The following is a 4,844-nucleotide window of genomic DNA, read 5'->3' as shown; positions in this document are numbered from 1 at the left end:
GCGCGCGGTTCGCTCCGCGAACACGACGCGCCGCCGCTACGCGGCGGAAGACAACAACGCACTCCGTGCGTTGTTCCCGGACTTCGTCCGGGGTTGCCGGTCCACTCCGTGGCCCGGGCAGTCAACTTCGTTGACTGCGGCCCGGATCGCTCCGCGATCCGGGCGACGGGCCATGCTCCGCAAGGCCCTTGAGGGGGCTACCGGTTGGGGGTCTTGCTGGGGGTGTGGTGACGGGTCGTGAGGACCGGGGGCTTCTCTACTCGATCTCTGGTTCCTTGAGTCCCTGTCAGGAGGGTTCATGGGTTGGCAGGGACGGCTCTGTGCAGATGACGGACTGGCGGTTCGGAGAACTACTTCCCAGTCGGCATGCGTCACTCTTGATGCCCAGCTACATTAAGGAGTGTGAGCGGACACCCTGCCGGCTGTCCCTGGGGTCGGTTGTCTGTGTCTTGGTTGTCGCTGAAAAATGCATGTTGCTGAACAGGGGTCCGGGTCTTTTCTGGCTTGGAAATATATCTGAAGCGGTCGAGAGAGGAAATTTCGGTGACGCTGAAGGAGCTGTTTCCGCATCAGGTGGAAGCGGTCGACGCGGTTCTGAGGGACTTGCAGACACCTGCGAACGGACACCTGCCGGCCGAGGGGCTGCGGACCCAGGTCATCGCCGCGACCGGCTCCGGGAAGACCCTGATCGCCGTCACAGCCGCCGAGAAACTCGGCGCGCGACGTGTCCTGGTCCTGGTCCCGACACTGGACCTGCTGACCCAGACCGCAGCCGCGTGGCGGGAAGGAGGCCGTACAGGGGCGATGGTCGGGGTGTGCTCGCTTCGGGCCGCCGACTCCGACGGTGTGCCGTGCACAACCGACCCTGGCGAACTCGTCTCCTGGGTAAGGGGGCTGGAGCGGGTAACGGTGTTCGCCACGTATGCCGCCGTCGGCCTCGGCATCCTCCAGACCGCCCATGGTGCCGGGCTTGGTGCGTGGGACCTGATGGTCGTCGACGAGGCGCACCGCACCAGTGGGTACGCGGGCAAGCCATGGGCCGCGGTGCACGACCAGACGAAGATGCCAGCGACCCGCCGTTTGTACATGACGGCGACGGCGCGGATCTGGGAGGCGCCCGAGCATGCCCGGAGTGGTGAGGGCGGGGAGCCACGGTTGATCGCGAGTATGGATCCGGGGTCGCGGGTGTTCGGGCCGGTGGCGTACAAACTGACGCTCTCACAAGCGGTGAGCCGGGGCCTGGTAGCCCCGTACCAGGTGGTGTGCGTCGACATCAACGATCCCGAGTTCCACCAGCTGCGCCAGGAGGCCGGGTACGGGTCGGACGCCGCACGCGGAGCACGGCTCGCGGCACTGCAGACCGGACTCGTAACCGCAGCCGCCGAAGAGAACCTGCGCAAGGTCCTGACGTTCCACAGCCGGGTCAGTGAAGCCGAAGCCATGGCCACAGGAGTCCTCGACGCGGCCAGGAAGCTCTGGGAAGACAACCCCAGCCGCTACCCGGACCCCGAACGGGTATGGGCGGACTGGCTGTACGGCCAACACCCACCCGCCCACCGACGGACCGTCCTGGAGGAGTTCGCGTCCGACGTCATCGAGGACCAGGCGCAGCTGGTGGAGGGTGGTGTTGGTGGGCGGGGTCTGGTGCCGGCGGCGTTGCGGGTGTTGAGCTCGGTGAAGGTGCTGGGCGAGGGCGTCGATACCGCGAATTGTGATTCCGTCGCATTCTGTGATGCTCGGGGGTCGATGATCGATATCGTGCAAATGGTCGGACGAGCCCTGAGAATCAAGCCGGGGGCAGGGAAGATTGCTTCTCTGATTGTTCCCGTATTTCTCGCTCCGGGTGAAACACCGGGCGAAATGCTGACCTCGGACGCCTACGGCACCCTCGCGAAGGTCCTCGGGGCGCTGCGGGCACACGACACCGAAACGATCGAGCACCTCGCCGACCCCCGCATCCGCAGCGGACATTGGGTACCCGAGGAAGGCGCGGAAGGCGAAGCCGTGGGTGAGCGGGAAGGCGAGTGGGAAGGCGAGTGGGAGTTGCCGCCGGGTGAGCGGGAAGCGAGTGCGCCTGCGCGGGAGCTGCTGAAGTTCAGCACACCCAGGGATCCGGCGCTGCTGGCGCAGTTCGTGAAGCTGCGGGTCATCGAGCCGGAGAACACTTTCTGGCGGCGCGGTATCCAGGCGTGCGTGCGGTACGTGAAAGAGACCGGGGCGCAGCAGCTGCGGGTGCCGTACGACTACGTCACCCCTGATGACTGGGTTCCGGCCGGGTTCCCGCTCGGGACCTGGCTCGCCGACCAGCGGAAAACCCACAAAGCCGGGTACCTGGATCCGGGGCGGGTCGAACAGCTCGACGGGCTGGGCATGGTGTGGTCGCACCAGGACGTCGCTTTCGAGGAAGGCCTCACAGCCGCCCGCGCCTGGGCCGCCGCCCACGGTCACCTGCTGCCGCCCACCACCGCCGTCTGGGACGGATACCCCGTCGGGACCTGGACCAAAAACCAGCGATACGCAGCCCGGGCAGCGGATCAGGTCGTACAGCGGCGACAAGCCGGCCTCCCCGTCCCCTCCAGTGCGGGCACACTGACCGAGGCGCGGCGCGCAGCGCTGGAAGAGATCGACCCGGGATGGTGCCCGGTATGGGATACGGGGTGGCAGCGGTGCTTCCGCCTCACCCAGAACCTGCTCCAGAACGGCGGGGTCCTGCCGGTGGTGGCCGGCAAAGCGATCGTGCAAGGAGACGACCTCGGGCGCTGGGTTGCGGCGCAGCGGCACGGGTGGGAGCAGCTCCTGCCCGCGCAGCAGTGGTTGCTGGAGAACGTCCTCGGGATCGAACCCGCCGAGGAGACAGAACGGCCGGTGAAACGGACACAGGACGACATATGGGCACTCAACCTGCGTGCAGCACAGCAGTACCACGCCCGCGAAGGACACCTGCGCGTACCCCGCAAACACACCGAACACCTGGAAAGAGCAACGGAAGATACGACGGGCCCAGCAAGCCGTCAAGCAGGCCCTGACGAGCCCGTGGACGTCAAACTCGGTATGTGGCTCGACAACGTACGGAAGCGTGCCGACAAACTCACCGAACAACGACGCACCGACCTCAACCACCTCGGCATGCGCTGGTAGGGGTGGTGTGACTTTGCGAGGCAAGTGGCCAGCTCTCCACCGAACGTGTCAGGACACAGTGCTTCGTTGATTCCAATGTGGTCAGAGCGTTGACCGATAGTTGGCCCTCAGTCGCTGGATCGAGACACTGCCCTCCTTCAGTCGCGACAGGACCTGACCTCGTACCTTCAAATCAATTTGGTAACACCGGCTTTGGGTGGAGAACGCGTCCGCTAATACGGAAGGAGGACAGCAGAAGGGGAATCTTGTGGCAACTGCGATCATCGCCGTGCTGGGCACCCTGCTCGGTGCTCTTGTGGCGGGCGCTATGCAGCACCTCATCACTCTCTCCGCCCGCCGTGATCGTGATCGGCAAGCGCTGGCTGCTGCAGTAGCCAGCCTGCTCGGTGCCGCGACAGACTATCGCCGCCACCAGTACCTGAAACATGTCGTCCGCGGGACGGGCGAGGCGGAAAGTCTGGAGCTAAAGACGGCCCGGTTCGAGGCACAGTGCGTAGTGACCAAGGCCGTGACCGCGCTCACCCTCGCGACCGACAACGCAACGCTCCTACGCTTGGCGACTGCTCTGGTTGACGCGTCTAGTGAGATCAAAAACCACGCACACGACGATCGTCCAGCCATCGACGGCTCGGAAGACCGAGCCCGCCGGGCACACGACGCCTTCCAATCAGCAGCCGCCCAGCACTTGAGGCAGTTCCGGCGTTGAGTCCTCCTCCCTGGGCAACAACCCGCAGGGTGCGAGAAACACAGGTATCTCCGCCGTTCTGCCGAATCTCGACACTGAACCGTTCCGGATTCGGTAGAGACTCGATCGTTTGAGAGGATCGAGTCATGGCACGTCCTTCCCCTTACCCGCTTGAGCTGCGCCGTCGTGCGGTGCGAATGGTCGCTGAGGTGCGCCCGGAGTACGAAACCGAGTGGGCCGCGATGAAAGCGGTCGCCCAGAAACTGGGCATCGGCACGACCGAGACACTGCGCAAGTGGGTGCGACAGGACCAGATCGACGCCGGTGCCAGGCCCGGCACCACGAGCGAGGGCTCTGTCACGTTGTTGGGTGTGTGAGTGTCTGATGGGGCGTCGGGGTGTGGTGGGCTTGCGTTTCGGGCCTGGGGTCAGGCCGTGGTGGGCCGGCTTGCAGCGCCGGTGATCTGGTCCCAGATGGCGAAGCGGGTGGTCATCTCGGCGCGGTAGTGGGCGGCGGTCATCAGGTGGCGGCGGGGCCGGAAGTGGGGTGAGATGCCGCTGAACGCGGACAGGAACCGCTGTGCTCCACCGATGCTGCGGAACCCCTTCATCGCGCGTTCGCGCTGGCGGGTGGGCTGGTGGCTGTTCTCGGCCCGGTTGTTCAGGCCCTTGTGGGAGCGGTGCTCGACCGAGGGCATCACCTCGCGGTGGGCCGCCCCGTAGGAGCGCAGCTTGTCCGTGACGACTACCCTCGGCACCGAGCAGGTCGTCTTCAGCAGGCGGCGGAAGACGCGCCTGGCCGCAGCGGTGTCCCGCCGGTTCTGGACCAGGATGTCGAGCACGTTGCCGTCGGCGTCGACGGCTCGCCACAGGTACTTCTGCTCTCCGTTGATTTTGATGAAGACCTCGTCCAGGTGCCACTTGTCGCCGGGCCGGGGTCGCCGGCGGCGCAGGCCGTTGGCGTAGGCCTGGCCGAACTTCGCGCACCAGCGGCGGACGGTCTCGTGGGAGACGATCACGCC

3 protein-coding genes and 1 pseudogene are annotated in these 4,844 nt (G+C 65.9%); 3 read left to right on the top strand and 1 reads right to left on the bottom strand.

Features of this window, described 5'->3' with window-relative positions; genetic code table 11:
• The first annotated feature begins 543 nt into the window (after positions 1 to 543).
• From BT364_RS38755 to BT364_RS38745, 3 genes and pseudogenes are all read left to right on the top strand, one after another.
• Positions 544 to 3,138 carry a DEAD/DEAH box helicase gene (locus BT364_RS38755; RefSeq protein ID WP_072489806.1) on the top strand — a complete coding sequence of 865 codons (2,595 nt, stop codon included), beginning with the start codon at positions 544 to 546 and terminating at the stop codon, positions 3,136 to 3,138.
• Positions 3,139 to 3,385: 247 nt separating this feature from the next.
• Complete coding sequence (locus tag BT364_RS38750; protein ID WP_072489805.1) at positions 3,386 to 3,844, top strand: hypothetical protein; 459 nt, start codon at positions 3,386 to 3,388, stop codon at positions 3,842 to 3,844.
• A gap of 125 nt (positions 3,845 to 3,969) precedes the next feature.
• A pseudogene (locus BT364_RS38745) lies at positions 3,970 to 4,188 on the top strand (IS3-like element ISMyma3 family transposase); the annotation flags it as partial.
• Between the two features lie 62 nt (positions 4,189 to 4,250).
• On the opposite strand, the gene BT364_RS38740 reads toward BT364_RS38745, so the two are convergent.
• The coding region (locus BT364_RS38740) for an IS6 family transposase (protein WP_072489803.1) at positions 4,251 to 4,844 on the bottom strand (594 nt) is incomplete at its 5' end.

This window comes from Streptomyces atratus (assembly GCF_900119365.1).
Lineage (GTDB): Bacteria > Actinomycetota > Actinomycetes > Streptomycetales > Streptomycetaceae > Streptomyces > Streptomyces atratus_B.
This window is presented reverse-complemented; position numbering and strand designations above follow the sequence as displayed.